The sequence below is a fragment of the Sphingomonas sp. NIBR02145 genome (assembly GCF_027359115.1).
GTDB lineage: Bacteria > Pseudomonadota > Alphaproteobacteria > Sphingomonadales > Sphingomonadaceae > Sphingomonas > Sphingomonas kyeonggiensis_A.
In genome coordinates, this window is record NZ_CP114791.1 from 3,793,805 (window position 1) to 3,820,665 (window position 26,861).

General features: G+C 67.5%; 27 protein-coding genes. 14 read left to right on the forward strand and 13 right to left on the reverse strand.

Annotated elements, in window-relative coordinates; all coding sequences use genetic code 11:
* The first annotated feature begins 9 nt into the window (after positions 1-9).
* Positions 10-861 carry an MNIO family bufferin maturase gene (bufB, locus tag O3305_RS17275; protein WP_269573634.1) on the forward strand — a complete coding sequence of 284 codons (852 nt, stop codon included), beginning with the start codon at positions 10-12 and terminating at the stop codon, positions 859-861.
* Positions 851-1,609 carry an HvfC/BufC N-terminal domain-containing protein gene (locus O3305_RS17280; protein ID WP_269573635.1) on the forward strand — a complete coding sequence of 253 codons (759 nt, stop codon included), beginning with the start codon at positions 851-853 and terminating at the stop codon, positions 1,607-1,609. Before bufB ends, O3305_RS17280 begins: the two co-directional genes overlap by 11 nt.
* A gap of 63 nt (positions 1,610-1,672) precedes the next feature.
* Here O3305_RS17280 and glpX read toward each other — a convergent pair whose 3' ends face one another.
* A complete protein-coding gene (glpX, locus tag O3305_RS17285) occupies positions 1,673-2,638 on the reverse strand; it encodes a class II fructose-bisphosphatase (RefSeq protein WP_269573636.1) in 966 nt (321 codons plus the stop codon).
* Positions 2,639-2,786: 148 nt separating this feature from the next.
* Here glpX and O3305_RS17290 point away from each other — a divergent pair, with 148 nt between their 5' ends.
* Both O3305_RS17290 and O3305_RS17295 read left to right on the forward strand, forming a co-directional pair.
* Entirely contained in the window at positions 2,787-3,140 is a 354-nt protein-coding gene (locus tag O3305_RS17290) for a hypothetical protein (protein WP_269573637.1), read from the forward strand.
* 59 nt (positions 3,141-3,199) lie between these two features.
* Positions 3,200-3,502 carry a hypothetical protein gene (locus O3305_RS17295; protein WP_269573638.1) on the forward strand — a complete coding sequence of 101 codons (303 nt, stop codon included), beginning with the start codon at positions 3,200-3,202 and terminating at the stop codon, positions 3,500-3,502.
* On the opposite strand, the gene O3305_RS17300 is transcribed toward O3305_RS17295, so the two are convergent.
* The 4 genes from O3305_RS17300 to O3305_RS17315 all read right to left on the reverse strand — a co-directional run bounded on the left by O3305_RS17300 (position 3,499) and on the right by O3305_RS17315 (position 8,661).
* A complete protein-coding gene (locus O3305_RS17300) occupies positions 3,499-4,791 on the reverse strand; it encodes a homoserine dehydrogenase (protein ID WP_269573639.1) in 1,293 nt (430 codons plus the stop codon). The two genes, O3305_RS17295 and O3305_RS17300, sit on opposite strands and share 4 nt — an antisense overlap.
* A 136-nt stretch (positions 4,792-4,927) precedes the next feature.
* A complete protein-coding gene (locus tag O3305_RS17305) occupies positions 4,928-5,878 on the reverse strand; it encodes an isopenicillin N synthase family dioxygenase (RefSeq protein WP_269573640.1) in 951 nt (316 codons plus the stop codon).
* Between the two features lie 234 nt (positions 5,879-6,112).
* Positions 6,113-6,613, reverse strand: a complete 501-nt coding sequence (locus O3305_RS17310) for a hypothetical protein (RefSeq protein WP_269573641.1) — start codon at positions 6,611-6,613, stop codon at positions 6,113-6,115.
* A gap of 134 nt (positions 6,614-6,747) precedes the next feature.
* On the reverse strand, positions 6,748-8,661 hold the full coding sequence (locus tag O3305_RS17315) for an esterase/lipase family protein (RefSeq protein WP_269573642.1): 1,914 nt from the start codon (positions 8,659-8,661) through the stop codon (positions 6,748-6,750).
* Between the two features lie 174 nt (positions 8,662-8,835).
* Here O3305_RS17315 and O3305_RS17320 point away from each other — a divergent pair, with 174 nt between their 5' ends.
* The 6 genes from O3305_RS17320 (at position 8,836) to O3305_RS17345 (ending at position 12,577) form a co-directional block, all read left to right on the forward strand.
* Complete coding sequence (locus O3305_RS17320; protein WP_269573643.1) at positions 8,836-10,068, forward strand: multidrug effflux MFS transporter; 1,233 nt, start codon at positions 8,836-8,838, stop codon at positions 10,066-10,068.
* Positions 10,069-10,144: 76 nt separating this feature from the next.
* Entirely contained in the window at positions 10,145-10,483 is a 339-nt protein-coding gene (locus O3305_RS17325; protein ID WP_269573644.1) for a DNA primase, read from the forward strand.
* A gap of 46 nt (positions 10,484-10,529) precedes the next feature.
* A complete protein-coding gene (locus O3305_RS17330; protein WP_269573645.1) occupies positions 10,530-11,120 on the forward strand; it encodes a YdeI/OmpD-associated family protein in 591 nt (196 codons plus the stop codon).
* 69 nt (positions 11,121-11,189) lie between these two features.
* Positions 11,190-11,603 carry an ExbD/TolR family protein gene (locus O3305_RS17335; RefSeq protein WP_269573646.1) on the forward strand — a complete coding sequence of 138 codons (414 nt, stop codon included), beginning with the start codon at positions 11,190-11,192 and terminating at the stop codon, positions 11,601-11,603.
* Positions 11,604-11,660: 57 nt separating this feature from the next.
* Entirely contained in the window at positions 11,661-12,053 is a 393-nt protein-coding gene (locus tag O3305_RS17340; protein ID WP_269573647.1) for an MliC family protein, read from the forward strand.
* A gap of 131 nt (positions 12,054-12,184) precedes the next feature.
* Complete coding sequence (locus O3305_RS17345) at positions 12,185-12,577, forward strand: acyl-CoA thioesterase (protein ID WP_269573648.1); 393 nt, start codon at positions 12,185-12,187, stop codon at positions 12,575-12,577.
* A gap of 182 nt (positions 12,578-12,759) precedes the next feature.
* Here O3305_RS17345 and ppc read toward each other — a convergent pair whose 3' ends face one another.
* Positions 12,760-15,432, reverse strand: a complete 2,673-nt coding sequence (ppc, locus tag O3305_RS17350; RefSeq protein WP_269573649.1) for a phosphoenolpyruvate carboxylase — start codon at positions 15,430-15,432, stop codon at positions 12,760-12,762.
* A gap of 226 nt (positions 15,433-15,658) precedes the next feature.
* Entirely contained in the window at positions 15,659-16,666 is a 1,008-nt protein-coding gene (locus O3305_RS17355; RefSeq protein WP_269573650.1) for a L,D-transpeptidase, read from the reverse strand.
* A 103-nt stretch (positions 16,667-16,769) separates the two neighbouring features.
* Here O3305_RS17355 and O3305_RS17360 point away from each other — a divergent pair, with 103 nt between their 5' ends.
* Positions 16,770-17,618 carry an oxygenase MpaB family protein gene (locus O3305_RS17360; RefSeq protein ID WP_269573651.1) on the forward strand — a complete coding sequence of 283 codons (849 nt, stop codon included), beginning with the start codon at positions 16,770-16,772 and terminating at the stop codon, positions 17,616-17,618.
* Here the strand turns inward: O3305_RS17360 and O3305_RS17365 are convergent.
* From O3305_RS17365 to O3305_RS17380, 4 genes are all read right to left on the reverse strand, one after another.
* Positions 17,615-18,040 carry a septal ring lytic transglycosylase RlpA family protein gene (locus O3305_RS17365; protein ID WP_269573652.1) on the reverse strand — a complete coding sequence of 142 codons (426 nt, stop codon included), beginning with the start codon at positions 18,038-18,040 and terminating at the stop codon, positions 17,615-17,617. The genes O3305_RS17360 and O3305_RS17365 overlap by 4 nt on opposite strands.
* 126 nt (positions 18,041-18,166) lie before the next feature.
* Complete coding sequence (locus O3305_RS17370) at positions 18,167-18,955, reverse strand: DUF4198 domain-containing protein (RefSeq protein ID WP_269573653.1); 789 nt, start codon at positions 18,953-18,955, stop codon at positions 18,167-18,169.
* 107 nt (positions 18,956-19,062) lie between these two features.
* Positions 19,063-19,476: a nuclear transport factor 2 family protein gene (locus O3305_RS17375; RefSeq protein ID WP_269573654.1), complete on the reverse strand. Its 414-nt coding sequence runs from the start codon at positions 19,474-19,476 to the stop codon at positions 19,063-19,065.
* Positions 19,477-19,533: 57 nt separating this feature from the next.
* On the reverse strand, positions 19,534-20,286 hold the full coding sequence (locus O3305_RS17380; protein WP_269573655.1) for an SDR family NAD(P)-dependent oxidoreductase: 753 nt from the start codon (positions 20,284-20,286) through the stop codon (positions 19,534-19,536).
* 112 nt (positions 20,287-20,398) lie between these two features.
* Between O3305_RS17380 and O3305_RS17385 the strand changes: the two genes are divergently transcribed.
* Positions 20,399-21,292: a LysR family transcriptional regulator gene (locus tag O3305_RS17385; RefSeq protein ID WP_269573656.1), complete on the forward strand. Its 894-nt coding sequence runs from the start codon at positions 20,399-20,401 to the stop codon at positions 21,290-21,292.
* Here O3305_RS17385 and O3305_RS17390 read toward each other — a convergent pair.
* A complete protein-coding gene (locus O3305_RS17390; RefSeq protein ID WP_269573657.1) occupies positions 21,289-23,532 on the reverse strand; it encodes an esterase/lipase family protein in 2,244 nt (747 codons plus the stop codon). The two genes, O3305_RS17385 and O3305_RS17390, sit on opposite strands and share 4 nt — an antisense overlap.
* Positions 23,533-23,971: 439 nt before the next feature.
* Between O3305_RS17390 and O3305_RS17395 the strand changes: the two genes are divergently transcribed.
* Entirely contained in the window at positions 23,972-24,820 is an 849-nt protein-coding gene (locus O3305_RS17395) for a hypothetical protein (protein ID WP_269573658.1), read from the forward strand.
* A gap of 35 nt (positions 24,821-24,855) precedes the next feature.
* Positions 24,856-25,527 carry a hypothetical protein gene (locus O3305_RS17400; RefSeq protein WP_269573659.1) on the forward strand — a complete coding sequence of 224 codons (672 nt, stop codon included), beginning with the start codon at positions 24,856-24,858 and terminating at the stop codon, positions 25,525-25,527.
* Between the two features lie 47 nt (positions 25,528-25,574).
* Here O3305_RS17400 and O3305_RS17405 read toward each other — a convergent pair whose 3' ends face one another.
* The gene (locus O3305_RS17405) at positions 25,575-26,570 is read right to left on the reverse strand and encodes a hypothetical protein (RefSeq protein WP_269573660.1); all 996 of its coding nucleotides are present in this window, start codon (positions 26,568-26,570) and stop codon (positions 25,575-25,577) included.
* Positions 26,571-26,861 lie beyond the last annotated feature (291 nt).

The window sequence follows — 26,861 nt, forward strand, 5'->3', positions numbered from 1 at the left end:
TGCAGGAGGATGACGCAGCCCCGGCTCGGCCTGCCCAATCCCGGCGACGGGCTGGGGCTGCGCGAGGAGCATTTTCCGCATCTGATGTCGACGCCCCCGGAGAATTGGGGCGTCGACTGGTTCGAGGCGATCACCGAGAACCTGCTCGACAATCACGGCTGGGGCATGCGCGTGTTCGAGCATGTCGCGGCGCACCGGCCGGTCGTGCTCCACGGCGTGTCGCTGTCGATCGGCAGCACCGCGCCGCTCGACATTGCCTATCTCGGCAAGCTGCGCGACCTTGCCGAGCGCTTCCGGCCGCTCTGGGTCTCCGATCATCTCTGCTGGACCGGGGTGCAGGGGGTGAACAGCCACGACCTGCTACCCCTGCCGTTGACCGAGGCGGCGCTGGCGCATGTCGCCGATCGGGTGCTTGCTGTGCAGGATTTCCTCGGCCGCCCGCTGATCGTCGAGAACCCCAGCACCTATCTCGAGTTCCGCGCCAGCCAGATGCCCGAGGCGGAGTTCCTCGCCCGGCTGTGCGAGCGCACCGGCTGCGGGCTGCTGCTCGACGTCAACAATGTCCATGTCTCGAGCTTCAACCACGCGCTCGATCCGTTCGAATATCTCGACGCGATCCCGGCCGACCATGTCGTCCAGGTCCATCTCGCCGGGCCGAGCGATCACGGTACCCATCTGATCGACACGCATGACGCGCCGGTGCCCGACGCGGTGTGGCCGCTCTATGCGCATGTCTGGGAGCGCTGCGGCCCGGTCGCGACGATGGTCGAGTGGGATGCCAATATCCCGGCCTTCGACGTGGTCGCAGGCGAACTGGCCAAGGCGCGGCGCGTGCGCGAAGGGCTGCCGCTTGCCGCCTGAACCCGAGTTTGCCGGTCTCCAGGACTGGATGCAGGAAGCGATCCTCGCCGCGTCCGACCAGGGCGCGCGCGACCATGTCCGCGGCGACAACCGCCTCACCGCCGAGGACCGCATCCATATCTATGCTCGCAGCTATCGCCAGCGGCTGGTCGAGTGCCTGGAGAGCGAATATCCGCTGCTCGCCGCGCTGGCCGGGCCGACGGCGTTCCAGCTCTTCGCCCAGGGCTATATTGCGGCATACCCATCTCACAGCTACACGCTTTACGATTTCGGCGCCCGCTTCGCCGACTGGCTCGAAGCGGCGCGGCCACCGGGCAATCCCCAAGCGGTAGAGGCGATCCCTGGCGCGCTTGCGCGGATCGAGCGGACCAAGGCGGAAGTGCACCGCGCGCGTGGGGTGGAGGGCGCAGGACCGGCCTGGCCCGGCATCGATCCGGCGATCGCGGAGCTGCTCGCCATGGCCGGTACCCGGCACTTCTACCGGCCGGACAGCATGCGCCTGCTCGCACTGCCCTTCGACTTCAGCGAGATGCTCGCCGGCGGCGAGCCGATTCCGCCCAGGCCCGATCCGACGCTGCTCGCTGTGGCGCGGGCGAACTACCGCGTTTCCTGCCTGCCGCTCAAGCCCTGGCAATATGACTGGCTGGTGCTGCTGCCCGACGATCCCGCGCAAGCGGTGCCGGCGGATGCCGCCGTGGCAAGCTGGCTACCCTTCGCAGTGGCGCAGGGCCTGGTGGCGAGCGCCTGACTCACTCCTGCCGGCTCCCCGGCGAAAGCCAGGGAGCTGTGGGGCCGGCCGAACCGCCAGCCCTTACAGCCGGTGCTCGCCCTTCACCCAGCGCACCGTGCCCGAATGCGCGCGCATCACCACGCTCTCGGTGGTCATCTTGGTGGCGAAGCGCTTCACGCCCTCGAGCAGCGAGCCGTCCGTGACACCCGTCGCCGCGAAGATGCAGTCGCCCTTGGCCAGCTCGGTCAGGTCATAGATCTTGTCGAGATCCTCGATGCCCCATTTGCGCGCGCGCTGGCGCTCGTCGTCGTTGCGGAACACCAGCCGGCCCTTGAACTGGCCGCCGACGCAGCGCAGCGCCGCGCAGGCGAGCACGCCCTCGGGGGCGCCGCCCTGGCCCATATAGACGTCGATCGTGGTCTCGGGATCGGTGGTGGCGATCACGCCGGCCACGTCGCCGTCGCCGATCAGCACCACGCCGCAGCCGATGTCGCGCAGCTCGGCGATCAGCTTCTCGTGGCGCGGGCGGTCGAGCACGCAGGCGATGATCTCGTGGGGCTGCACGCCCTTGGCCTTGGCGATCGCGCAGACATTCTCGGTCGGAGTCCTGGTGAGGTCGATCACGCCCTCGGGATAGCCCGGGCCGACCGCGATCTTGTCCATGTACACGTCCGGCGCGTTGAGCAGGCCGCCCTTCTCGGCGACTGCCAGCACGGCCAGCGCGTTCGGCCCGGCCTTGGCGCAGATCGTGGTGCCTTCGAGCGGATCGAGCGCGATGTCGATCGCCGGGCCCTTGCCCTGCGCCGCGCCGACCTTCTCGCCGATGAACAGCATCGGCGCCTCGTCGCGCTCGCCCTCGCCGATCACCACGGTGCCGTCGAGATAGAGCTTGTTGAGGGCGTCGCGCATCGCCTCGACCGCGGCGGCATCGGCCGCCTTCTCGTCGCCGCGCCCGACCAGGGTGGAAGCGGCGATCGCCGCCGCTTCGGTCACGCGTACCATTTCGAGGACGAGGACACGGTCAAGGGCGTGGCTGGGCTGAGTCATGGGGTACCCCGGTGATTGGACTTGGGGCGGCGATTAGGCAGCGCCGTGGCGCTTGTCGATGCCGCTAACGTTGTCAGGCCGGCACTGCTCCCAATTCCGCCACAACATGGCGCTAGCGTAACGAAATCCGGGGGCGGAGGACGTGCAGATGCTGGTGATCGCGTTGCTGTTGCTTGCCCAGGACCATGCCCCGACACCTGCCGAGGTGCTGGCGCTTCACCGCGAGCGCTGGTCCGCCAATCCGGCTTGCCAGCGTGCCCGCGACGAGAGCGAGATCGTCGTCTGCTCGCGGCGCGAGGCGGACCGGTACCGCGTGCCGCTGGAGACGACCTATAATGGCCCGGACACCGATCAGGGCCGCCTCGACCGGTTGTTCGATCGCGCCGATGGCAGCCTGCCCTGCGGCCAGGGCGCCTTCACCGTGCGCTGCGGATCGGTGGGCGTCACCGCCACGGTCAGCGCGCGCGGCGTGCGCTATGTCCGCCGCGACCTCGCCCCCTGAGGGACCCGGACGGCGGGACGTGCGTTGGGCGCGATGAACCCGCTTCGGAGAGTCCTGTTATGCTGCTGCTCGTCGCCCTCACCCTGTCCGGTGCCACGCCCGCGATCGATCCGCAGCGCCGCCGGGCCAAGGCGCGGGTGACGCGGGTCACCCGCATCCCGGCCAGCGCCCGGCCGGTGGCGGCGATCCCGATCGTAAAGGTCGATCCCAACCAGCGCTACCGCCTGCCGCTGCCCAGCACCGAGATCGCCGATGCCAAGGGCGATGCGGTGCGCAACACCGGCATGGCGTGCGGCACCACCGGTGCGCCGGTCTGCCCGAGCAAGGGGAAGGCGCTGGTGAAGACCAGCCTGAGCGATTAACCGCCCAGGATGTGCATCCACATCGGCTCGCCGGTCAGGCTGGCCGAGCCGCGCAGCTTGTCGAGCGCCTGCGCCACCGCGCGTTCCGGCCCTTCATGCGTGACGATCGCCACGAGCACGCTGCCATCGGGATTGGCGCCGCGCTGCATCAGGCTCTCGATCGAGACGCCGGCATCGCGCATCGCCGCGGCGATCTCGGCGAGCACGCCCACCTTGTCCGCCACGGTGAAGCGCACATAGGCGCGGCCGGTCCGCTCGCCGGTGTCGGCGGCGCCCGGCGCGGCAAGCGCCGCGGCCGGCATCGCATAGGGCGGACCGAATTCGCCGCGGGCGATGTCGATCAGGTCGGCGACCACGGCGCTTGCCGTCGGGCCGTCGCCCGCGCCCGCGCCCTGGAACAGCAGCCGGCCGACGAAATTGCCTTCCGCCACCACCGCGTTGGTCGAGCCGGTCACATGCGCCAGCGGATGGCTCAGCGGCACGAGGTGCGGGTGGACGCGCTGGAACAGCCCGCCGCTGCCGGCATCGGCCACGCCGAGCAGGCGGATGCGATAGCCCAGCGACGCCGCCTCGGCGATGTCGGCGGCGAGCACATGGCGCACGCCGGTGATCGCCACCTGGTCGAACGCCGGCTGGGTGCCGAAGGCCAGGCTGGCGAGGATCGACAGCTTGTGCGCGGCATCGACGCCGTCGATGTCGAAGCTCGGATCGGCTTCCGCATAGCCCAGCCGCTGCGCCTCGGCGAGGATCTCGGCGAAGTCGCGGCCCTCGGCCTCCATCTTGGACAGGATGAAATTGCAGGTGCCGTTGAGGATGCCGTAGACGCGGGCGATCTCGTTGGCGGCGGCGCCTTCGCGCAGCCCCTTGATCACCGGCACGCCGCCGGCCACCGCGGCTTCGAACTTGAGCGCCAGCCCGGCGGTCTCGGCGGCATTGGCGAGCTCGAGCCCGTGATGCGCGATCATCGCCTTGTTGGCGGTGACGAAGCTCTTGCCCCCGGCGAGCGAGGCGCGGGCGAGGGTAAGTGCCGGGCCGTCCGACCCGCCGACCAGCTCGACGACGACATCGGCCTTGGGATGGCGCGCCAGCTCGGCGGTGTCGTCCACCCAGTCGAAGCGGGTGATATCGACGCCGCGATCCTTGGCGCGATCGCGGGCGGATACGGCGACCACTTCGATCGGCCGGCCGGCGCGGCGGGCGATGAGCTCCGCATTCGCGTCGATCAGGCGGATCACGCCCGCCCCGACGGTGCCAAGGCCAGCAAGTGCGATACGAAGCGGTTCGGTCATCTATCTCTCTCACGAAAAGAAAAGCCCCTCCCCTTCAGGGGAGGGGTTGGGGGTGGGGGACGTCTCGCAGAGACTTGCGCCCGCGGATAGGCCCCACCCCAAACCCCTCCCCCGAGGGGGAGGGGCTTTCAAGATACTATTTCTTGATCAGCCCGATCTCGACCAGCCGCTCGAACAGATAGTCGTGCGCGGTGATCGGCGTCGGATAGCGGTTCGGATTCTCGTCCGTGATCGTCGACGGCAGCGTCTCGATCAGGAAGTCCGGCGCCGGATGCAGGAAGAAGGGCATCGAGTAGCGCGGCGTGCCGCGGCGCTCGACCGGCGGGTTCACGACGCGGTGCGTCGTCGAGGGCAGGTAATGGTTGGTCAGCCGCTGCAGCATGTCGCCGACATTGACCACCATCGCGCCTTCGGGCGGCTTGACCGGCAGCCAGCGGCCGTCCTTGTCGAGCAGCTCGAGGCCTGCTTCCTCGGCGCCGAGCAGCAGCGTGATCAGGTTGATGTCCTCATGCGCGCCGGCGCGCACTTCGGGAGCATCGGCCGGCACCGGCGGATAGTGGAGCAGGCGTAGCACCGAATTGCCGTCCTTCACCGCGCGGTCGAACCAGTGCGGCTCGAGGCCGAGATAGACCGCGATCGCCGAGAGCAGCCGGTCGCCGGCATCGTCCAGCGCCTGGAACAGCTCGAGGAAGGTCTCCTTGAAGCCTTCCGGCGCGTGCGGCCAGATGTTCGGCGCCATCTGCTCCTCGAAGCGGTGGCCCTTGGCCAGCTCGCGGCCGATATGCCAGAATTCCTTCAGGTCGACATGCGTCGCGCCCTTGGCGATCTCGGTCTTGAACGGCGTCAGGCCACGCGCGCCGCCGCCGCCGGGAATATGATATTGGCGCTTCTCTTCCTCGCTCAGCGCGAAGAATTCCTTGGTCTTCGCCCAGGCGCGATCGATCAGCTCCTGCGGCACGCCGTGATCGGCGACCATCGCGAAGCCGAAGCGGCGGAACGACTGGCCGAACTTCTGGGCGAACCCCTCAGGGTCGTTCGCCTGCTCGGCCATCGAGACGAGAGGCACCTCGTCGAGAATAGTAGCCATTTTATCGAGTCTCCTTGGCGGTCAGTTAGACCCGCCGATACCGGCGCGACAAGAGGCGCCCCGGCGCCGCCATGACTCGATCGGCCGCCGCGCGAATTGCGCGGGGTCAAAGCGCTATGCGCCCAACCCGCTTCCCCGGCGAAAGCCGGGGCCCAGGGTTTCTCTGCCGTGTCGCTCTGTTACCCTGGCCCCCGGCTTTCGCCGGGGAACAGCCAGGCGGCGAACCGCCCAGCTCTAGCTCCCGACAATCACCATCTTGCCGCTGGTCTTCGCCCCGCCGTCCGCCGAAAGATCGATGGTGAAGCTCTCGCCATCATCGGTGGTGCCGGCGAAGCCATTGCCCTTCTCGTTGAACTTGAAGCCCTTGTCGGTCAGCTTCTCGCGGAACCAGCCCTGCACCTTGGCAAGGTCGGCGGGGCTGGAGAAGGCGGCGGTCACCTTGCCTTCGTCCTTCTGCTTGCCGGCATGGTCCGTAGCATCGACGTTGAAGCTGGTGATCGTCGAATTGGGATAGAGCTTCACGCCGTCCATGTCGAAATTCTCGGCGGTCATCTTGATGTTCGGGACCTTGAAGCTGCCCTCGAAGCCGTCGCTCTTCACCGATACGGCGCCGTTGTTCATCGCGAACACAGCATTGTCGCCATCGCCCGAATGCGCGTTGATCGAGATCGAGGTACCCTCGCCGCCGCAGGCGGCAAGCGCGAGGGGAAGGAGCAGCAGCGGCAAATAACGCATCGACCAGTCTCCAGCGTATTATCTACGCAACACACTAGCGGAAGCATGCCGGCAGCGCAACAGGGCTTGGCGCTGCGGCGCGGCGATGGAAGAGCCATGCCAGCCAATAGTCATTCCTGAAAGTCGGCCCGGCGCTATGGGGTGCGGGATTTGGGGCCTTCCAGCTTGATCCCGGCCGGTCGAACCCCCGGTCCCTTCGCGATCCTTGGCATCACGAAGTCGGAAAACACGCCGCCGCTGGCCATGGTGTCGTACAGGATGTTCATCCTGGCGGTGTCCGCAATCGTCCAGAGCGCCGACGGCACCGGGGTGAAGCCGTCATTGAAGTCCAGCGAATAGCATCTGGGAACGCCATGGGTGCCGGCGAGGGCCGAGAACTCCACGCCCTTGCGCTCGACAATATGCTTGTTGAACTGCGCGACGGCGCCCGTCCGCATCTCGCGCAACGCCTCGACCGGCTTGCCGATGGCCTCCAGGGGCGCGCTCATCACGTCGGCGCAGGGGCTGCCCAGATTCGGCGTTCCCAGCATCAAAAGGTGGGCGACCTGCGGCTTGCCATCGGGGTAGATCGGCATCGACAGGTGAATATATTGCCGCGCCACCAGACCCCCCATCGTATGCGCGACGATATCGACGTGCCAGGCATTGGAGAATTCCTGCGCATAGCGGATATAGCGCGTCAGTTCCGCGGCATTCTGGCTGATCGTCTTGGTGGGCTTCAGCGACGTCGCGCTCTCGCCCATGTCCATCTTCCCATTGCCCGGCCTCTCGCCGACCGCGAATGCATTCCAGCCGGCATAGTGCGTTTCGTTGAGCATGGAGGGCCAGGTTCTCCACATCGACCAATCGGCCCAGTAGCCATGGACCAGCACGAGCGGCCTGGGCGCCAGATTCAGATTCCGTGAGAGGTCGTCGATCTTCTTGTTGTTGTCCCAGATTTCGGCCTTGATCGACTGGCGGTGCTTCGGGCGGCCGTCATCGTACCAGGCGTGGCCCGATGTATCCCAAAGGAAATCGACGGTTTTCTCCTCGCCGGCCGGGACGTTGAAAGAGACCTGCTTCAGCAGCTTGGCCGGGCCTTCCGGCATGTTCTTTCCTGGCTGATCCCTGTCCTTGAACATCAGCGTGGCCGACTGGTCCTCGCCCGAGTCATTGGCGACGATCGCTCGCATCCGCACGATGTTGCCGTCGACCGTTGTGGTTTCGGGCGTCACCTCCCGCCATGCTTCCCAGAGCGGGAACTTCATGTCCTCGAACTTGAGGTCCACCAGGCGCAACGGCGTGCCGCACCGCCGGAGATCCCAGACAAGCGTATCGGTGACGTTGCCATACTTCTTCGAATAGCTGCCCGACAGATGGTCGAGGTTGGAGAGCGGCACCCGGTGCGAGCCGTCGGTGGAGAAGGAGATGGGGTCGGTGCGGCCTTCGACGGGCGGCACGTTGGTGGTGCCGCCCTTCTTGGGATAGCACTGGCCGCTGTAGCTGCTCGAGCTCGACCCGGTGGTGGTCGAATGCAGCGCGGGCACGGATATGCCGATCGAATAAGCGCCGTTCGCGCTCATCGTGACGCTGACGTTCGCCTCGACGCCGGGGGTGCTGGCGCGGGTTTCCCGTTGCGTGGTGAAGGAGCCTGACATCGTCCGCGGCTGGCGCTCGCCGCTGCACACGGCCTGATCCGTAGACGAACGGCTTTCGGAGAAGCTGAGCAGCGAGCTCGCATTGGCTGTGGCGACGCTGTAGCCGCGCCGTTCGGGCGTCTCGCGCACCCTGATCCGCGCCGAATAATCATAGTTCGTCGTCGAATTGGAGGTCTGGATGCCCTTGCCGGCGATCCGTGGCGCGGATTTGGACAGCGTACTCATTTGCTTCCGCGTGAATTGGACCGACCCCGACCATCCTCTGGGGCATTGGGCGGCGCCTGGCGTTCCGGCGGGTGCCGGCGGGTTCGCCGCGCTGGTGAGGATCAGGCCGAAAGCCAGGGACGGGATAAGGCGCAGCTTGCTCATCGGCTCCCTCGAACGCGGTAGGTCTGGCGTCGGCCGGCGCATTGGCCGCGGCGATCCCGATGTACCTTTCGTCCGGGCTACTATGGGCCCTGGCGCCGACCAAGCAGGGCGCGGGCCCCTGGTCGCCGGAATGGCGACCTTGGACGCAAGGACGGACGCATGCCGGCAATGCAACAGGGGGTGACGTAGCGGCGAGGATGCGCCATTTGCGCGGCTATGGAAGAGCCGCACCTCACAGCAAGCGCCCAGAATAAGGCGCCGCTCGCGTTCGGCGAGTTCGTCAGCCTCGTCGCCGCGATGATGGCGCTCACCGCGCTCGGCATCGATTCGATGCTGCCTGCCCTGCCGGCGATCGGCCACAGCCTCGGCGTGGCCGAGCCCAATCATCGCCAGTACGTCATCACGGCCTTCCTGATCGGTTTCGCCGTCGCCCAGCTTGCCTATGGCCCGCTGTCGGATCGCTTCGGGCGCCGCCCGGTGCTGGCGATCGCGCTCACTTCCTATGTGGTGACCAGCGTGGTCGCCGCTGCCTCGGGCAGCTTCACCCTGTTGCTGATCGCCCGCGCCGCGATGGGCGCGTCGGCGGCGGGTGCACGCGTCGTATCGGTGGCGCTGGTGCGCGACTGTTTCGCCGGCCGCGCGATGGCGCGGGTGATGAGCCTGGCCTTCATCGTCTTCATGGCGGCGCCGATCGTCGCGCCCAGCCTGGGGCAGCTGATCCTCTACGCCGGTTCCTGGCGGCTGATCTTCTGGGCGATCGGCGGTGTCGCGGCCGCGGTGGTGCTGTGGTTCTGGCTGCGCATGCCCGAGACGCTGGACCAGGAGAGCCGCCTCTCGCTCAACCCGGCGCGCATCGTCGCCGATTACGGCCTGATGCTGCGCGATCGCCAGGCGGTGGGCTACACGATCGGCATCATGCTGCTCTCGGGCGGCATGTTCGGCTTCATCGGCTCGGTGCAGCAGGTGATGGAGGACGTGTTCCACGCGCCCGGGCTGCTCGCGGTGGTCTTCCCCTGCGTCGCCTCGACCATGGCGCTCGGCTCCTTCCTCAATTCGCGGCTGGTGATGAAGGTCGGCATGCGCCGGATATCGCACACGGCTCTGGCGGGCATGATCGCCTTTGCCGCGGTCCACCTTGCCATCGCCCTGGCCGGCTTCGAATCGATCTGGAGCTTCACGGTGCTCCAGGCGCTGATGATGGGCTGTGTCGGCCTCTCCACCTCGAACTTCTCGGCGATGGCGATGGAGAAGATGGGCGAGATCGCCGGCACCGCGTCCAGCCTCCAGGGCTTCGTCACCACGCTCGGCTCGGCGGTGATCGGCGCGGCGATCGGCCAGGCGTTCGATGGCACCACCGTGCCGCTCTACGCCGGATTCCTGCTTATGGGGGTCATCGCTTTCGTGGTAGTAGCGGTGACCGAGCGCGGACGCATGTTCCGCCCCGGCTAGGGAACGCTCGGGCGCCATCGCCGTTCGCACTCACGAGGCCCGCCGCGGTGGCGGGCGCGTTACGTGAGGACAGGCAATGGGCGGTTACCAGGTTCCGGGACGTGGTTCGGGTGACGACGGTTTCGACGAGGAAGGCTATGACGAGAGCCAGCGCGCCGAGATCCTCGAGGCGACCAATGACGGCCCGAGCGACGGCGATATCCTGACCGACCTGTCCCCCGATTTCGGCGACGACGACGATGACGACGCGGACGACCTCCGCATGGTCGACGACGAGATCGGCGAGGAGGATGACGAGGCCGAGCAGACCGAGCGCGCCATCTCCGAGGACGAGGTCCAGGACGATTTCGACGAGGACGAGCTCGAGGATGACGACGATCTCGACGATGCCGACGAGGACTCGCTCGAGCCCTGAAACCCCGTATTGACCTGCGGCATGGAGCGGCGGAACATGCCGCCCCATGACCAGGGACCCCAGGGTGGACGCCTATATCGAGGGCCGCGCCGAGTTCGCGCGGCCGATCCTCACTTGGCTGCGCGATCGCTTCCACGTCGCGGTGCCGCAGGTGGAGGAGACGATCAAATGGTCGCACCCCTTCTTCACCCTGGGCGGCAAGCCGCTCGCCAACATGGCCGCGTTCAAGGCGCATGCGAGCTTCGGCTTCTGGAACCGCCAGGAGAATGAAACCGGCAGGGAAGGCGAGGCGATGGGCCAGTTCGGCCGCATCGAATCGCTCGCCGACCTGCCGCCGGCCGAGGAGGTCGAGCAGCTGATCCGCGACGCGGTGGCCCGGCTCGGCGAAGCGAAGCCCGCCCGTCCCCGTGCCGCCCCCAAGGGCGAGGCCGAAGTCCCGCCCGAGCTCGCCGAGGCGCTGGCCGGAGACGCCGCCGCCCAGGCCGCCTTCACCGCCTTCCCGCCCGGCTGCCGCCGCGAATATTGCGAATGGATCGCCGAGGCCAAGCGGCCCGAGACCAAGGCCAGGCGCGTCGCCGAGGCGGTCGCCTGGATGCGCGAGGGCAAGCGCCGCAACTGGAAATACGAGAATTGCTGAGGCGATAAGCCAGTCTTGCCAACCTTCTTCGTTGTGTTACGGTATATCATCATAACGAGGAGAGCTGCCATGGCCCGTGCAATACGTGTCCGTCGTCTTCCCGATGCCGCCCCGATCGGCGCGATCAACATCACGCCGCTGATCGACGTGATGCTCGTCCTGCTCGTCGTGATCATCATCGCCATCCCGATCGCCAGCCACAAGGTGCCGGTCGATCTCCCCGTCGGCCACGGCACCGTCGATCCGCAGCCGCCCGCGGTGCTCGCGATCGATCGCCAGGGTTCGCTCTACTGGAACGGCGCCGCGCTCCCCGATGCAGCGCTGCCCGCCAGGCTGACCGCGCTCCAGCAATCGGGGGCGGCGCTGCATCTCCAGACCGATCCCGAAGCGCGCTATGAGCGGTTCGACGGCGTGCTCGCGACCGTGAAGCGCGCGGGCATCACCAAGCTCGGCTTTGTCGGAAATCGACCCCTGGAAGATTGACGGGAACGGGCGCATCGGGCGTTCGTTACGCTGCCGAACGAACCAAGGATTTCCCCGATGCGCCTACCCCTTATCGCCCTGCTCGCGCTCGGCGCCTGCTCCAGCCAGCAGCCCGCCGCACCGGTCAACGCCGCGCAGGCCGAAGAGACCAACATCACCACCGATGCCTCGCCCGCGCCGCTCGACAAGGCGCCCGCGAAGGGCGCGGGCAAGGCGATCACCGCGCGCTTCCGCTGCATGGACGGCGTCCGCATCGTCGCCCGCTTCGATCCCGACAAGGGCAGCGCCGTCGTCACCCGCGCCGGCACGAGCGTCACGCTCCAGCAGCAGGTCATGGCCTCGGGCATCCGCTATTCGGACGGCCAGGTGACCTTCCAGGGCAAGGGCGACGCCATGTCGTACGAGGCGCCGGGCCAGCCGCCGATCGCCTGCACCGCCATTCGCGGCTGAGCCCGTCTCGGCCCCTACACCGTCATCCCGGCCTTGAGCCGGGATGACGAGAAATCCCGAATAGGGTGCAGCGGCATCTTGCAGCGCAAGGCGAAGCGGGGGAAGCTCGCCCGATCAAGCCGGAAGGACAGATGCCCAGCTACACCGCGACGATCACCGCCGGGCCCGAAGACATCGACGAGCTCGGCCATGTCAACAATGCCGTCTGGGTGAAGTGGATCCAGGACGTGGCGGTGGCGCATTGGTATGCCGTCGCCGCGCCCGAGCATGAGGCGGCCTATTTCTGGGTCGTGACCCGGCACGAGATCGATTATCGCGGCAATGTCAGCGAAGGCGAGACGGTAACCGCCGAGACCTGGGTACCCCATTCCCCGCGCGGCGCGCGCTTCGATCGCCACATGAAGTTCACCGGCGCCGACGGGAAGGTGCGGGTCGAGGCCAAGACCACCTGGGCGATCATCGACCGCGCGACGCAACGCCTGATCCGCGTGCCCCCCGAAGTCGCGGCGCCGTTCCTGGACTGAGGCGGCCACAGAACCACCGTCACCCTGAACTTGTTTCAGGGTCCAACGCTCCACCAAGGATATGGCCTGAGGCGCGTTGGATGCTGAAACAAGTTCAGCATGACGGGGATAGGGATTCCGAAGCCGGAATTACCGTCATCCCCGCCCTCGCGGGCATGACGAGAGTAGAACCGCGCTCTGCCTTACCCGCTGTTCCGCAGCGCCGTCGCGATCGCGTTGATCGACAGCAGGATGCCTTCGCCGATCCGCGGATCCTCCTCGCCGGCGCGGTGGCGCTTGAGCAGCTCGATCTGCAGCAGGTTCAGCGGCTCGATATAGGGCAGCCGCAGCCGGATCGAGGTCTCCAGCGCCTGGTGCTTCTCCAGCAGCCGCGTCTGGCGCGTCGCCTGGAGCAGCCCGTCATGCGTCTTCTGCCAGCCCTCGCGGATCTGCCCGAAGATCTTGTCGCGCAGGCCCGCATCCTCGACCAGCGCGGCATAGTGCGCGGCGATCTCCATGTCGGACTTGGCCAGCACCTGCTCCATGTTCGCCAGCGTCGAGGCGAACAGCGGCCAGGCCGTCGCCATCTCGCGCAGCAGCCCCTTGTCCTCGAACTGCTCCATCGCCTGGCCGACGCCGTACCAGCCCGGCAGCATCACGCGCGCCTGCGCCCAGCTGAACACCCAGGGAATCGCGCGCAGGTCCTCGATCGCGTCGCTCTTCTTGCGGCTGGCCGGGCGCGAGCCGATCTTGAGCCCGGCGATCTCGGCGATCGGCGTCGCCTGGCGGAAGAAGCTGGTGAAGCCCTCGGTCTCATAGACCAGCCCGCGATAGGCCTTGAACGCGGCGTCGGAGAGCTGGTCCATCGCCGCCGCGAAACGCTCCGCATCGGCCTTGTTCAGCTTCTCCGGTTCCAGGCTGGCAAGCAGCGTCGCCGAAGCCATCGCCTCGAGGTTGGTCCGCGCGCTCTCGCGCGTGCCGTACTTCGCCGCGATGATCTCGCCCTGCTCGGTCACCCGGATGCGGCCCTGCACCGTGCCCCGGGGCTGGGCGAGGATCGCCGCGAAGCTCGATCCGCCGCCGCGACCCACCGCGCCGCCGCGGCCATGGAACAGCTGCATGCCGAGATTGGCCTTCTCGAACACCGGCTTGAGCGCGGTCGATCCGCGCGACAGCTGCCAGGTCGAAGTCAGATAGCCGCCATCCTTGTTCGAATCGGAATAGCCGATCATCACTTCCTGGTGGCCGCGCTTCGCCGCGATCGCCGCGACTTCGGGCAGGCCGAGCCAGGCTTCCATGATCGGCGGCGCGGCTTCGAGATCGCCGATCGTCTCGAACAGCGGGATCGCCATGATATGCGCCTGCGGCTCGTCGCCGGGGATGTAGAGGCCCGCTTCCTTGAGCAGGATATGGACCTCGAGCAGGTCCGACACCGACTGCGCCATCGAGACGATGTAATGGGTGATGCAGGCGCGGCCGTACTTCGCATGCGCCTGCGCCGCGGCGCGGACGATCGCCAGCTCGGAAGCGGTCTCCTCCGAATATTCGGCATAGGGGCTGGTCAGCGGCCGGGCATTGGCGAGCTCCTTGCGGAGCAGCGCGATGCGTTCGTCTTCCGAAAGCGCGGCATAATCCTCGACCACGCCGCCGGCCTTGAGCAGTTCGGCGATCACGCGTTCGTGCACCGCGCTGTTCTGGCGCATGTCGAGCGTGGCGAGGTGGAAGCCGAAGGTCTCGGTCGCGCGGATCAGCCGGCCCAGCGCACCGCCGGTGGCGAGCGGGCCGGCGCCCTCGTCGGCGAGCGCGCGGGCGATCGTCACCAGCTCGTCGCGGAACTCGGCTGGCGTCGCATAGGGCTCGGCGGCGATCGCGGCCGGGCGCGGCGGCGCCTTGCCGGTCAGCTTCTCATGCGTGGCGGAAAGCCGTGCGTACACGCCGGTGATCGCCCGGCGATAGGGTTCGTCGGCGCGGCTGCGCGCTTCGTCATGGCTGGCTTCGGCCAGCTTGAGCAGCGCTTCGCTCACTTCGACATGTTCGGTCGAGATCGACAGCTCGGCGCCGAGCGCGTGGACCGCGTCGAGATAATAGCCGAGCACCGCCTCGGCCGCGCGGGCCAGCGCGAACTGCATCGAATCGGCGGTGACGAAGGGATTGCCGTCGCGGTCGCCGCCGATCCAGCTGCCGGGGCGCAGGAAACTCGGCGTGCGGTTGCCCAGCGCCCGGTCCCAGCGGGCATAGAGCGCCGGCAGCACCGGCAGGAAGATGTCGCGCAGATAGGAGAGGGCGGTCTCCACCTCGTCGGCCACGCCCAGCTTCTCGCGGCGCAGCACGCGCGTCTGCCAAAGGAGTGCGATCTGGCGCAGGATCGCTTCCTCCACCTGGTCGCCGTCCTCGGTCTCGGCCACGCCCTGGTCGCGCAGCAGCATCAGCTCGGCGATCCGGTTCTTGTGGTCGATCATCGACTTGCGGCGCACTTCGGTCGGGTGCGCGGTCAGCACCGGGGCGACCAGCGCATGGTCGAGCAGCGCCATCACCGAGTCGCGGCCGATGCCTTCGCTCTCCAGCCGCTTGAGCGCGGAGGCGATATCGGCATCCTTCTCGCTCGCCACGCCCTGCCGGTCCTCGGCCAGATTGGCGAGCATCGAGAACAGCATGAAGCCGCGGGTGAAATCGAGCGTCTCGTCCAGGCTCAGCCGGTCGAGCCCGCGATCGACCGATCCCGATCCGGCCACGCCGCGCGCCCGGTCGACCGAGGTCGATCGAATATATTCGATGCGCTTGAACAGCTCCTCGCCGCCATAGGCACGGATCACGTTGCCGAGGAGCCGACCGAGGAAGCGAACATCCTCGTTATTTGCGATTGCGAGGCTAGCCATGAGGCGCGTTGCTGCACTGCGAAACGTTACGGGGTCAACGGCAAAGCGCTTGGGGGTGCGTTTAGTTTCGCTTCTTCGCTTGGATTGCGGCGACTTGAGGGGGGATTCCGAGGCCGGCCTCCCCGGAAGCTGTTCCCCGGCGAAAGCCGGGTCCCAGGGTTTCTCCGCCGGATCGCTCTGTTACCTTGGGCCCCGGCTTTCGCCGGGGAGCGGAACGCACTGACTCTCAGCGCGCGATCACGCTGGCATCCTCCATCCAGTCCGCCACCCCCGGATCATTCTCGATCAGCACGTCCGGTTCCTGCGGCGGCGCGAGATCCGGCCCGAGGCCGAGCGAATCGGGGATCACCACCATGGTGGTGCCGGGGCCGACCACTTCGGCCAGCGCGCGGCGGAACGGGTCGCTGCCCTGGAAGCCGTCCGCCTGCGCGGTAAAGCCATTGCCGCCCGCATAGCCTTCGCCGGGCAGCGCCAGCCGCTTCCAGTTATACCGGCCCGCCGTCACGTCCTGCAGCACATAGGCCTGGGTGCGCTCGATCACGCCGTTGAACGCCACCGGCGCCGATCCGATCTCCACGCCGCCGCGCAGCACCACCATCCGCCGGTCCGCGCCGCTCACCACGATAGAGACCGGGCCGGAGCGCGAGAGTTCGGGCCGCCACACCGCCGGGCCGGCGGGCAGGGCGGGCATATTGGGCTGGGCGCCGATCCGCAGCGCCGGCGCCTGGTTGGTGACGATCACCGTCATCCCCAGCGCGGTCTCGTCGAACAGCAGCCGCGCGAATTCATGCGGCAGGCGGATGCAGCCATGCGAGGCGGGATAGCCGGGCAAATTGCCCGCGTGCAGCGCGATCCCGTACCAGGTCAGCCGCTGCATGAACGGCATCGGCGCGTTCGAATATTTGCTCGATCGGTGCCACTTCGCCTTTTGCAGGATGGTGAAGACCCCGGTCGGGGTGCGGTGGCCCGCCTTGCCGGTCGATACGGTGGAGACCGCGATGGGGACCCCATTGCGGTAGGCGACCACGCGCTGGGTCGCGATGTTGACCACCACCAGCATTGGGCCTTTCGGGGCGATCTCGGGCACCCAGAGGAACTGGCCGGGCCGCAGCCGCTCCACCGATGCCATCACCGTGCCGTCGCCGATCGGCTGCATCTGCGCGGCGCCCGCGGTGGCGAGCAGCGCGGTGGCGGTAGTGAGGGCAAGCGCGCGGAAGCGCGTCGATCGGAACAAGGCTGGGGCCCCCGGGGGAATGACGTCATGACATCCTATCAGCACGGAGGCGTTCCGAAAACCGGGCGGTTGCACGGCGTGCGGGACACCCTAACTTGGGTGCATGACTCCGGCGGACGGCATCGCGAACCGGCTGCGCACCGCGCTGATCGGGCAGGTGCGCGCAGTGTTCAATGATCAGGCGCGCGGCGAGAAGCCGGTCCAGCGCAAGCCGGACGAGAGCCTGTTCGGTCCCCGGTCGGTGGTGTGGCGGGTGCATGGCGACGTCACGACGATGATGGTCGGCGGCGTCGCGGCGCTGCTGCTCCAGATGCTCCATCCCGCGGTGCTTGCGGGCGTGTGGGATCATTCGACCTTCCGCGGCGACATGCTCGGCCGGCTGCGCCGTACTGCGCGCTTCATCGCGGTGACGACCTATGGCTCGGCGGCCGAGGCGCAGGAGATGATCGACAAGGTCCGCGACGTGCATACGCGGGTGAAGGGGGTGCTGCCCGACGGCACGCCCTATGCGGCGGACGATCCGCACCTGCTCGCCTGGGTGCATGTGACGGAGGCGGTGAGCTTTCTCGATGCGTGGATCCGCTATGCCGAGCCGGGCATGAGTCTCGCGGATCAGGACCGGTATTTCGCCGATTTCGCCCGTATCGCCGAAGCGCTGGGCGCGGTTCGAATCCCTCGCCGTCGGGCCGACGCGGATAATTTTATCGCGGAAATGCGTCCCGAGCTGCTCGTCGATGCGCGTACCCGGGAAGTTGCCCGCATGGTCCTCGACCAGCCGGCGCCGAGCATGGCGGTGAAGCCCTTCCAGGCGCTGACCTTCGGTGCGGCGGTCGATCTGCTGCCCGATTGGGCGCGGACGATGCACGGCCTCTCCAGCGCCGGCCTGGCCACCCCGGCGGTGCGCATCGGCACCCGCGGCGTCGCCAGCACCCTGCGCTGGGCGTTCCGTTAGTCCTGGGCGGCCTCGGTGTCGGTGTCGTCCTGCGCCAGCGCGATCGAAACGGTACCCCGGCCACGACGGGCCAGCCCGATCTCGTTGGCGGCGGCGCGCGAGACGTCGATCAGCCGATCCCTGCCCCAGGGCCCGCGATCGTTGATCCGCACCACCACGCTCCGCCCGCTCGCGACATCGGTCACCCGCACCCGCGTGCCGAAGGGCAGGCTGCGATGCGCGGCGGTGAAGTCGCTGGGGTCATAGGCCTCGCCGCTGGCGGTGCGCTTGCCGGCGAAGCGGTCGGCATAATAGCTGGCCTCGCCGGTGGCGATCGCGGCTTCGGGGGGCAGTCCGGGGGCATTGGCATGGGAGATCGCGCAAGGGGAAAGCAGCATTGCCGCAATGGCAATCGCCAGCACCCGCTCAAATCTTGCCCCCATTACCCGCGCCTTGCAGTTGTCCCCGGCGCGGGCCTGCCGCCGATCGGTGAACAAATCCACACCGGCGAGCCGATCCTGCGGCATATGGTGGTTGCGCGGCGACGAACCGCGCAACCGCCGCGCTAGTCAGGCCGCGTCGAAGGCGAGGGTGTAGGTATAGCTGCGATAGGGAGTCGCAGATCCCGCCGGCGCCTCGGTGCGGTGGCGTACCAGCATCAGATAGATGCCGGCATCGCTCGGCTTCAGGGTGAAATTGCCCTGCGGATCGGAGGTCGTCGTGGCGACGATCTTCTTGCCGTCATAATTGCCCGCCGCGCGGAACAGCGTGACTTCGGTGTTCGCCAGCGGCTTGCCGTCGAAGAACAGCCGGAACTTCGCGTCGCTGCCCGAGCTGATCTCGCTCGGATGGGTGATCGCCTGCACTTCCAGCGCGGTGCCGATCGGCTTGAGCGCACCGCTGCTCGCCGCACCCCGCGTCACATAGGCCTCCGCCAGCGTCGTGCTCTGCACCGCGACTTCCCTGGCACCGGCCGGCGGCGCGCCATCCTCGCCCGCGATGATCCACTTGCCGCCCACCGAATACATCTTGCCCATCCGGCCCAGCCGCTGGCCTGTGGTGAGGCGATAGGTGCCCTCGGCCGAGAGGTCCGCCTCGAACACGGTCAGGTCGCGCAGATAGGTCGGCTTGCCGACTTCGCCGCGCGTCCCGTCCGGCTTGATGAAGTGGAAGGGCGCATCCTTCATGCCGATCTCGGGCACGAACGGATCCTCGCCGAACGCCGAGGTGAGCGTCACATGATCGCCCTTGCCCACGTCGAACAGGGTGGGGAGCAGATAGGGCATGTGCGCCTGGGCGGCGCTGCCCAGCGCGATCGCGCCCAGCGTGCCCAGCAGGATCAGTTTCGGAAATCGCATGATCGGCCCCCGTGAAAGCGTGTGGCGATCGATTATTGCGATTCACTATCAATCGCAAGCGCGGATCGGAGCACGGCGGCCTTTCCGCAGAGGCCGCCCCGCCCGGCTCAGTTCCCGGCCGCCTCCCGCATGCGCCGCGACTCCGCCGATCCTTCGTCGAGGAACACATAGAGCGCGGCGATCCTGCCATCGCGCACCAGGATGAAGTCCCATCCGGTATAGGCGGGCGCTTCGCCCCTGGGTCCCGATCCCCAGCCGAGCCGCTCGGCATTGTGCAGCATCTGCGGATTGCCCGGCGCATAGGCGAAGTCGGGATGCATCGCCCGTAGCGTGCCGGCGAACGCGTCGATCGCGGCATGGCCGGTGACCGGCCCGGTCGGTGCATAGAGCACGCCGTCCTCGGCCCAGAGTTCCTCGATCGCGGCGCGCCGGCGCCCGGAATCGCCCTCGCCGAAGACTTCCTCGAGGTTGCGCAGCAGCAGTTCGCGGATGCGATCGGCGGATTCGCTGTTCGGTACCATCTCGTCCTCCATCAATTAGAGACATCCCCGGGGAAGAACCCCGGGGAGCTTCCGTCATCAGATCTGTGCCTGGCCGCCATCGACGAACAGCTCGACGCCGTTGACGAAGCTGGCATCGTCGGAGGCGAGGAACAGCACCGCCCTGGCGATCTCCTCGGGCTGGCCGACGCGGCCGGCCGGGATCAGGCTCGCCAGATAGTCCTTGGTGCCCTCGGCCTGCTCGCCGCCGCCGAACAGCTCGTTCAGGCCGGCGGTGTCGGTCACGCCGGGGCTGACGGCGTTGACCCGGATATGGCGGTCCTTGAGGTCGAGGATCCAGTTGCGCGCGAAGTTGCGGATCGCCGCCTTGGTCGCCGAATAGACGCTGAATGCCGGCGTGCCCGAGATGCTGGTGGTCGAGCTGGTCAGGATCACCGAGGCGCCGTCCTTGAGCAGCGGCAGCGCCTTCTGCACGGTGAACAGTACGCCCTTCACATTGGTGGCGAAGGTCTTCTCGTAATGCTCCTCGCTGATCGCGCCCAGCGGGGCCATCTCGCCGCCGCCGGCATTGGCGAACACCACGTCGATCTGCGCATGCTGCTGCTGGACCGCGTCATAGAGCCGGTCGATATCGGCGAGCTGGGCCATGTCGCCGCGCACCCCGGTCACTCGCCCGCCGATCGCCTTCACCGCGGCGTCGAGCGCGTCCTGGCGGCGGCCGGTGATGAACACCGATGCGCCCTCGGCCACGAATGCCTTGGCCGTGGCCAGGCCGATGCCGCTCGTGCCGCCGGTCACCACCACCACCTTGTCCTGGAACTTGTTCGCCATCTTCTGTCTCCTTCGGTTCGGCAAAGCGCCGTTGCCCGCCTGAGATGCAGCGTGAACGATGATGCGTGTAGTCGGCGAATATGGCACTTAGCGTTCCATTGGAGGAACGATGATGCGGGTGGATCTCAATGACTATGCCTATTTCGCGGAGGTCGTCGCGCATGGTGGGTTCGCCGCGGCGGGGCGGGCATTGCGCGAGCCCAAGTCGAAGCTCAGCCGCCGCATCGCCGGGCTGGAGGCGCGGCTTGGCCTGCGCCTGATCGAGCGGTCGAGCCGGCGCTTCCGCGTCACCGATACCGGCCAGGCCTTCTACGAGCGCTGCCGGGCGATACTGGCGGAGGCCGAACAGGCCGAGGCGCTGGTGCTGCAGGCCCAGGCCGAGCCGCATGGCCGCATCCGCTTCAGTTGCCCCACCGGCATGCTCGAGCCGATCGCCGGTCTGATCTCGTCCTTCCTGCAGCGCTATCCCAAGGTCCGGCTCCAGCTGGTGGCGACCGATCGCCCGGTCGACCTGATCGCCGAGCGCGTCGATCTCGCGCTGCGGGTCCGCGCCAGCCTGACCAGCGATGCCGCGCTGACGATGCGTTCGCTCGGCAAGTCGACCCGCATTGTCGTCGCCAGCCCGCAGCTGGCCAACCGGATCGAGACGATCGAGCAGCTCGGCGAAGTGCCCGCGCTCGCGACCAGTGACGCGGCCGATGATCTCGAATGGCATCTCGAGACGGAGGCGGGGCGCAGCCATGTGTTGCGCGTCGAGCCGCGCCTGGGCTGCGAGGACATGGCGGCGGTGCGCAGCGCCGCGATCGACGGGCTGGGGGTCGCGATCCTGCCCGATCATGTCTGCTTCGATGCGCTGGAGTCCGGCCGTCTCGTCCGCGTGCTTCCCGAATGGCGCGGGGTGCAGGGGATCGTCCATCTGGTCTTCACCACCCGCCGCGGGCTGCCGCCCGCGGTGCGCGCGCTGATCGACCACCTCGCCGCCGGCTTCCCGCGCACCCGCGCCTAGCGCGCGTTCGACCAGGTCGAGAGCACGACCTGGCGCTCCACCTTGTCCTCGTTGCGCAGCGTCAGCTTCCAGGTGGCGCGGGTGATCGCCCGATCTACCAGGATGCCGCGGAACAGCTGGCTCGCCTCGGGCTTGCCCGCCAGGTTGCTGCCCAGCGCCGTGCCCTTGTCGTCGGCCAGTGTCGCGGAGACCGTGCTGGCGGCGACGAAGGTGACTCCAAAATTCCGGGCATCCTCCACCGGAATGGCGATCTCCATCACCTGCCCAGGTGCAAGCATCGCCATCTTGGAGAAATCGCCCGCATCCGGGTCCTTCGGGTCGGCGAGCCCGAGGAATTCCAGGCAGGCGCGGGCGAATTCGAACAGCCGCCCGCCACCGCCGCCCGGCAGCAGCGCGGCAAGCTTGCCCTGCGCGCCCTGCTTGCCTGGGCCGATGGCAAGGCGCGGCTTCACGAAGGACGAGAATTGCGATGTCCCGGTCAGGCTGGTGTGGATGGTGCGCTCCACCGCATGGTCCTCGATCGTCCAGATCGCGGAGGATTCGGCGACCACCCCGTCGTTCATCGCCAGCATCCTGCACACCGGCGGCAGCGGGTTTCCGGCCAGGATCGAGAAGGGCACGCCCTTGCGGTTGACGTTCACCTGGTTGAATCGCAGCACCGATCCCGGCCGCAGCTCGCGCAGCGCGTCCATGGATTTGCCGGCCAGCTCCAGTGGGATGCTGATCAGGTCGGCGCAGCTGCTGCCCCGGTTGGGCGTGCCCAGCATCACCAGGTGCCCCACCTGCGGCTTGCCGTCCGGATAGATCGGCATCGCCGCATGGATATAGCGCCGGCTGATCAGGCCGCCCATCGAATGGGCGACGATGTCAACATGCCAGGCGTTGCGGTCGGTCTGGGCATATTCGACATAGCGCGAAAGCTGGGCGGCATTTTCGTCGATCGTATTGGTCGGCGCGAAATTGCCGGGCTCGTCGCCGGTCCGCATCCGGCCATGATCGGGCTTCTCGCCCACCGGGAACGCCTTCCAGTCATAGGAATGGCTGGTGGTCAGGATGTTCTGCCAGATTTCCCAGGCCTGCCAGTTCGACCACAGGCCGTGGACGAGCACGACCGGCTTCGGCGCCACCTTCAGGTTGCGCGTCATCTCGTCGGCCTTCTTGCCCTTGTCCTCCACCTCGGCCCGGATGCGCTGGACCAGCCGGGGGCGGCCATCGTCGTACCAGGCATAACCCGAGCTGTCCCATTCGAAGGTGATGTCGCGCTGCTCGCCCGCCGGCACGCTCAGCGTTCCTTCGTCCAGCGTGCTGTCCGGCTTGGCGCCGTCCCATTTGTCGCCCTTGTAGGTCTCGCGCAGCTTGAGCGTCGCCAGCTTCTCCTCGGGGCCGTCATTGGCGACGGTGGCGGTGATCCGCACCAGGTTGCCGTCGATCGTGCCAACCTGCTCGGTGATCTTCCGCCAGGCGCCCCAGGTCGGGAAGCGCATGTCCTCGAACTTGAGGTCGACCAGCCGCAGCGCCCCGCCGCAGCGGCGCAGGTTCCAGCTCAGCGTGTCGGTCGCCCCGGCAAGCGTCTCGGAATGGCTCCCGGTCAGCCGGTCGGGCTCGCGCGGATCTACCCGGTCCGATCCGTCGCTGGAGAACTGCACCGGGTCGATCGTCGTCGGCAGGTCGGCGATGGTGCGGCTGGCGCCTTCCTTCGCCTTGCACTGTCCACGGAAGCTGCCCGATTCCGATCCGGAAACGACGCCCTTGATCTCGGGCAGGCGCACGCTGACGCGGTAGGTACCTTCGCTGTCCACCCCGATATTGACGTCGGCGTCGAGCCCGTTGCCATTGGCGCGCGTCTCGCTCTTCGAGACGAAATTGCCCGATACCGTGCGGTACATGCGCTGCTGCATGCACATGTCCGTGTCTTGCGCCGCCTTGGTCTCTGTCGAGATCGACTTCAGATTGATGTTCGCCCGGCCCAGGCTGATGTCCGGATTGTCCGTCGCGCGCACCGTCACCTGTGCGGCATAGTCATAGGTCATCGACCAGCTGGTCGTGTCGGTGCCCTTGCCCGATACACGCGCTACCGTCTTGTCCTGGCTGTTGGCGATGTGCCGGCTGTACTGGACGTTGCCCACCCAGCCGCTGGTGCATTTCGCCGGCGCGGCCTTCATCCCCGCGGCTGCCGGCACGGTCGCGCTCGACAGCATCAGGCCCGCTGCCAGCGCCGGCAAGGTGCGTAGGACGATCATACCGGAGACTCCCGTTGGTGCTGCGGCCAGCTGTCGCCGGCGCGGCATGCTGTCGCGCCGGAAATTGCCGGGGCGGGCCCGGGCGCGACGGGCAGGGCGCTGCCGCGATGGGGCCCGCCGCCATGGCGACAAAGCCGGATACGAGCCGGGTGGGCTCGCCCGTCCGCTCCTGTGCCGCATGCGGCGGAAGGATGCGCGCGGCGGCGCGATGTCCGGCGTGGTCGCGCATGCGGCTGGCTTCGTCGCGAAGCGGTTCGCCCGCAGCGCCGATGACCGACTTGGGCGAGCCCAGATGGAAAGCACCGGACGCCCAGCCTAGCGGAGCGCGGTTCTCGGCTCTTCGCCGTCCGGAGTCCGGCAATGGCTTCGGCGCGTTGCCCCCGCCTCGCCGCACGAAGCGCAGCCGAGCCCCTTTGTGAAAGCCGGACGGATGAGACAGATGTTCAACCTTGCCATGCTCGGCCTGTTCGCGGCGTCCTCCGCCGCGCCGGTGCCGACGGCCCTGGCCGCGCCCGTCGACAGCCGCGCCCCGAAGAAGCTGATCCAGCGCTGGACCGCCGGCGCAGCCGATCCGGGCACCGGCCTGCCCGGCTGGACCTCTAAGGCGCCCGACATCCATGTCCACCAGCCGGCCAATCTGGCGCGGATCCCGGTGGCCGAGATCGACCTGTTGCGCCGCCGCGCGATGGTCGCGTTCGAGGCGCTGATGCGGCAGCCTTCGCTGCGCGACGTGCGCGGCACCAGCCTCCAGGCGGACATCAACATCTCGGTGGTGCCGACGCTGGACGGCGTGCGGCTGGTCGCGGCGATCTTCAGCATCCGCGCCAAGAGCGTCATCGCCGGCAAGCCCGACACGGTGCTGCGCGACGGCCGCTACGTCACGCCCTCGGAAGAGGGCGCGGTGCTCAACGTGCACCTAAACCCCTATGACATGATGGCCCGCCGCCGGGTCCAGGCCGAGGGGCTGTGGGGCGGTGGCCTCCAGGTCCGCACTGGCGCCGCCTATGGCCTCTACCTCGCCGATCGTCTGCCCGACTATGATCCCGATGCGGAATATGCCTGGGGTCCGCGGCCGCTCGCGCTGCAGCTGCAGCAGGATCGCAGCTGGTACCAGCCCGGCGCGGCGGGCGTGCATCCGCTGCTCGTGCATGTCTCAAGCTATTCCCAGGAGAATGACGATCTGCGCAGCGACCGGCTCAGCCCCGAGCGTCCGGTCTCCCGTCTCGCCGCGGCGATGTTCATGACCGACTGGGAAGACGTCCGTCGCCGCATGAAGGCGGTCAGGTAACCGCGCGCATCACCCGCATCGATCAGGAGTAGACCATGCAGCATCTCTATCGTGCGGCGGCGCTCGCCGCTGCCTTTCTCGCCGCGACCCAGGCCGCGCAGGCCCAGGGCTTCCTCAAGCGCCTCGCCGAACGCGCGGTGAGTCATGCCGAGAGCGAGGCGGAGCAGAAGGTTCGTCAGGGTGTCACCAGCGCCGTGGACGGTACCGGCCGCAAGCGCGCGCACAACCCCGAGGCGGCACCCGAGGGCAATGCCGGGGCGAGCGACGCCGGTGGTAACGGGCAGCCTGCGCCGGCGCCCGCGGCCGCCAAGGCGGTTCGCTATGTCGGCGACATTGCCGTCCCGGCGGACGTGGAAGCCCAGAAGACGCGGTACAACAAGTTCGGCGAAGTCAGTTGCAACGATTGCGAGGGCGGGATCGAGCTGGACGGCCGCCCGAAGTTCGAGTTCGACGAATTCAGCGGCAAGTATAACGAGCGCGCGATGCGCGTCGGCACCTGGACGGTCGGGCAGAGCCTGCGCTGGCAGGGCAGGGCCTCGGTCGGCACGCTGACGCTGCTCCGCGAGGAGACCGTCGACGGCTTTCGCTGCCGCCGGCTCGAATATCGGCTGGTCAGGGGCAAGGCCTCGGCCAGCCGCCCGAGCCTGATCTGCTGGGGGCTGGCCAGCAGCGCCTCGTCGGTGGAGAACTGGCACGAAGTCTATTGATGTCTATTGATCGCGGCGCCGTTGGGGGGAGGGAGCGGCTGGCCGGCTCAGTCCTCGTCGATGCTGGCCGGGGCCGCCCCTGCATTGTCGTCCGACATGATGCCCGTGGGGATCCGGATTCCCCAGGGCGTGTCCTCGTCTTCCTCTTCCTTCAGCAGCTTCAGGATCTCGCCGATATCCTGGATGCGCTGCTCGATGTCCTCGATCGCCTCGAACTTGCGGGCGCCGAAGAGCCTGGCCCAGTCGGGCAGCTCCTTGCCGGCATGCTCGCCTCCCGCGATCCGCCGGCAGTAGATGCGATAGGCATAGGGGCCGCCGTCATAGTCGGACGTGCCCAGCCGCAGCCCCATAAGGTCCCAGGAGGCCTCGTGCCGGCGCGAACGCAGGATCGATGTGCGAAGACGGCCCGAATTGTCCGGCCTGCCGACCGCCTGGACCACGTCATCGACGGCGAATACGAATCCCTCCACCGTCGGCTCCCGCGTCCCCGGATGTTTGCTGTCCGTCGCGAAGCGGCAGAGCCGGTTGACCCGCGGGAAGATGTCGAGGCGGGATATCAGGATGTGCCCCTCCCGATCGAGGCGGACAAGGGCGTAGACGCCGGCATGGCGCTCGCTGAAGTGCCTTTGCTTGTGGTCATCGTCGAGTTGAAGATTGACCACGAAGGCAAGCTCGGTCGGGTTCAACCCGCCTCGCTCGAGATAGCCGTGAAGGCGCTGCGTGATGACGCTGCAATAGGTGGACACCTGGTTTCGTACGCCTTCGTCCGGGTGTTTGCCGGCGAACTTCTGGCCGAAGTCGACCACCTTCGCGATCGATTCGAGCGAGATCTTCGTCGAGCGCTGTGAGTCCGGATTGAGAATTGCATTCACTTGCGAGCGCGTCAGGCCCGTCAGGCCAGGAAGGTCGTCTTTCTTCACCCGGTTTCTGTCGCTCGTCGAATTGACGGCCTTCAGGATACGTGTCGTCAAACCCATCAGTGACTTATCGTCAATCGTAACTTCACCCGCACCAGTTGCCTGGGCATCCTCCTCTTCCAACATTGCGTTCCCCCGTACGCCTAATCGGACGGTTCTACGCAGAATCGTATCAATGTCGCCATTTTTCTTAACCACGCCGGAGTCGGGCGCATGGTGAAGTCCCGAGTTCGCATCGCGAACCTAGTTTCAAGCACTACTGTCCAAATTGCCGCACAGTAATGCGTAGAAACCTGATCGTTGTGTGAAGATTGATTCGATAAAAATCGGCCCAGCTAGGATAATCTAATAATAAAGTCGATAGAAGAATCGCTAATTATTGGTTAAATTAGTGCCAAGCTCGAGGTAATGGCCTCG

Coding starts and splice junctions, on each gene's coding strand:
- O3305_RS17340 (WP_269573647.1), top strand. CDS start 11,661: ATGCGCCTACCCCTTATCGCCCTGCTCGCGCTCGGCGCCTGCTCCAGC.
- O3305_RS17290 (WP_269573637.1), top strand. CDS start 2,787: ATGCTGGTGATCGCGTTGCTGTTGCTTGCCCAGGACCATGCCCCGACA.
- O3305_RS17300 (WP_269573639.1), bottom strand. CDS start 4,791: ATGACCGAACCGCTTCGTATCGCACTTGCTGGCCTTGGCACCGTCGGG.
- O3305_RS17295 (WP_269573638.1), top strand. CDS start 3,200: ATGCTGCTGCTCGTCGCCCTCACCCTGTCCGGTGCCACGCCCGCGATC.
- O3305_RS17380 (WP_269573655.1), bottom strand. CDS start 20,286: ATGGCGAACAAGTTCCAGGACAAGGTGGTGGTGGTGACCGGCGGCACG.
- ppc (WP_269573649.1), bottom strand. CDS start 15,432: ATGGCTAGCCTCGCAATCGCAAATAACGAGGATGTTCGCTTCCTCGGT.
- O3305_RS17385 (WP_269573656.1), top strand. CDS start 20,399: ATGCGGGTGGATCTCAATGACTATGCCTATTTCGCGGAGGTCGTCGCG.
- bufB (WP_269573634.1), top strand. CDS start 10: ATGACGCAGCCCCGGCTCGGCCTGCCCAATCCCGGCGACGGGCTGGGG.
- O3305_RS17325 (WP_269573644.1), top strand. CDS start 10,145: ATGGGCGGTTACCAGGTTCCGGGACGTGGTTCGGGTGACGACGGTTTC.
- O3305_RS17315 (WP_269573642.1), bottom strand. CDS start 8,661: ATGCGCCGGCCGACGCCAGACCTACCGCGTTCGAGGGAGCCGATGAGC.
- O3305_RS17320 (WP_269573643.1), top strand. CDS start 8,836: ATGGAAGAGCCGCACCTCACAGCAAGCGCCCAGAATAAGGCGCCGCTC.
- O3305_RS17375 (WP_269573654.1), bottom strand. CDS start 19,476: ATGGTACCGAACAGCGAATCCGCCGATCGCATCCGCGAACTGCTGCTG.
- O3305_RS17305 (WP_269573640.1), bottom strand. CDS start 5,878: ATGGCTACTATTCTCGACGAGGTGCCTCTCGTCTCGATGGCCGAGCAG.
- glpX (WP_269573636.1), bottom strand. CDS start 2,638: ATGACTCAGCCCAGCCACGCCCTTGACCGTGTCCTCGTCCTCGAAATG.
- O3305_RS17335 (WP_269573646.1), top strand. CDS start 11,190: ATGGCCCGTGCAATACGTGTCCGTCGTCTTCCCGATGCCGCCCCGATC.
- O3305_RS17405 (WP_269573660.1), bottom strand. CDS start 26,570: ATGTTGGAAGAGGAGGATGCCCAGGCAACTGGTGCGGGTGAAGTTACG.
- O3305_RS17310 (WP_269573641.1), bottom strand. CDS start 6,613: ATGCGTTATTTGCCGCTGCTGCTCCTTCCCCTCGCGCTTGCCGCCTGC.
- O3305_RS17345 (WP_269573648.1), top strand. CDS start 12,185: ATGCCCAGCTACACCGCGACGATCACCGCCGGGCCCGAAGACATCGAC.
- O3305_RS17390 (WP_269573657.1), bottom strand. CDS start 23,532: ATGATCGTCCTACGCACCTTGCCGGCGCTGGCAGCGGGCCTGATGCTG.
- O3305_RS17395 (WP_269573658.1), top strand. CDS start 23,972: ATGTTCAACCTTGCCATGCTCGGCCTGTTCGCGGCGTCCTCCGCCGCG.
- O3305_RS17365 (WP_269573652.1), bottom strand. CDS start 18,040: ATGGGGGCAAGATTTGAGCGGGTGCTGGCGATTGCCATTGCGGCAATG.
- O3305_RS17330 (WP_269573645.1), top strand. CDS start 10,530: ATGACCAGGGACCCCAGGGTGGACGCCTATATCGAGGGCCGCGCCGAG.
- O3305_RS17370 (WP_269573653.1), bottom strand. CDS start 18,955: ATGCGATTTCCGAAACTGATCCTGCTGGGCACGCTGGGCGCGATCGCG.
- O3305_RS17360 (WP_269573651.1), top strand. CDS start 16,770: ATGACTCCGGCGGACGGCATCGCGAACCGGCTGCGCACCGCGCTGATC.
- O3305_RS17400 (WP_269573659.1), top strand. CDS start 24,856: ATGCAGCATCTCTATCGTGCGGCGGCGCTCGCCGCTGCCTTTCTCGCC.